The organism is Streptomyces sp. NPDC005899, from assembly GCF_040629645.1.
GTDB lineage: Bacteria > Actinomycetota > Actinomycetes > Streptomycetales > Streptomycetaceae > Streptomyces.
Genome location: NZ_JBEXWB010000673.1, coordinates 1 through 1,494, shown reverse-complemented (window position 1 = coordinate 1,494; position 1,494 = coordinate 1). Strand labels below are relative to the sequence as shown.

At 74.2% G+C, this 1,494-nt stretch carries 2 protein-coding genes; both read right to left on the bottom strand.

Features of this window, described 5'->3' with window-relative positions; translation table 11 throughout:
• Positions 1–50: 50 nt before the first annotated feature.
• Positions 51–974 (bottom strand): NAD kinase, encoded by a 924-nt coding sequence (locus ABZ371_RS32565; protein ID WP_358686536.1) that lies wholly within the window; start codon positions 972–974, stop codon positions 51–53.
• Positions 971–1,494 (bottom strand): TlyA family RNA methyltransferase (locus ABZ371_RS32560; protein WP_358686534.1); only part of this gene is annotated, 524 nt, incomplete at its 5' end. The genes ABZ371_RS32565 and ABZ371_RS32560, both read right to left, overlap by 4 nt.

Below are 1,494 nucleotides of genomic sequence, written 5' to 3'. Positions count from 1 at the left end.
CCCCGCCCGCCGCGGCAGCCCCGCCCGGGGCGTCCGTGCCCCCGCGTGCGTCAGTGCGGAGCCCCCCGCCAGCCCTGGACGGGCAGGGCGAACTTGGCGACCAGGCGGTCGGTGAAGGATGCCTGGTGGAGCCGCGCCAGCCGCACGGGCACCGCGCCGCGCCGCACCTCGACCCTGGCCCCGGCCGGCAGCTCGACGGTCCGGCGGCCGTCGCACCACAGCACCCCGTGCGGGGTGTGCGGCTGGACCTCCACGGCCAGGACGGACGTGGGGGAGGTCACCAAGGGCTTGGCGAACAGGGCGTGGGCGCTGATGGGAACCATGAGGAGGGCCTCGACCTCGGGCCAGACGACGGGCCCGCCCGCCGAGAAGGCGTACGCGGTCGAACCCGTCGGGGTGGCGCAGACGATGCCGTCGCAGCCGAACCCGGTGACCGGCCGGCCGTCGATCTCCAGGACGACCTCCAGCATCCGCTCCGGCGACACCTTCTGCACGGCGGCCTCGTTGAGGGCCCAGTCGGTGTGCACGACGTCCCCGTTGCTGTGGACGATGACGTCGAGCGTCATCCGCTCCTCGACCTGGTAGGCCCGGGTGACGACCCGGTCGACCACCTGGTCGAGGTCGTCGCGCTCGGCCTCGGCGAGGAAGCCCACGCGGCCCAGGTTGACGCCGAGCATCGGTACGCCGGACGCCCGGGAGATCTCGGCGCCCCGCAGCAGCGTGCCGTCACCGCCGAGCACGATCAGGAGTTCGCAGCCGTCCAGGACCGCCGGGGTGGCGTCCGTCACCGTCTGCACGGACGGGGGCAGCGGGAGGTCGGCCGCCTCCGCGGCCAGCACCCGTACGCCGAGCCCGTTCGCCAGCAGGCCCTGGACCACCAGCTCGGCGCTGCGGATGGCCGCCGGGCGGCCGGTGTGCGCCAGCAGGAAGACGGTGCGTTCCGCGTTCCCGGGTTGTGCCGCATGCGTCGTCAACGAGGCCCCTCCGCCACTGCGCGATCGACATCCGCGGGATCCAGTTCAGGTGCTCCGGCCCGCAGCCACAGAAAGTACTCGACATTGCCGGAAGGCCCGGGCAACGGGCTCGCCGTGACCCCCCGGACGCCGAGCCCCAGCAGACCGGCCCGGCGCGCCACCTCCCGTACGGCTTCGGCCCGCAGCTCGGGGCTGCGGACCACGCCGCCGCTGCCGAGGCGCTCCTTGCCCACCTCGAACTGCGGCTTCACCATGAGGACCAGGTCCGCGTCGGGCGCGGCGCAGCGGGCGAGGGCGGGCAGCACCAGGCCGAGGGGGATGAACGACAGGTCCCCGACCACCAGGTCCACCGCCTTCCCGTCGATGTGCTCCAGCGTCAGTTCCCGCACGTTGGTGCGGTCCTTGACGGTGACGCGTTCGTCGGACTGCAGCGACCAGGCGAGCTGCCCGTAGCCGACGTCGACGGCGACGACGTGGCCCGCTCCGGCGCGCAGCAGCACGTCGGTGAAGCCGCCGGTCG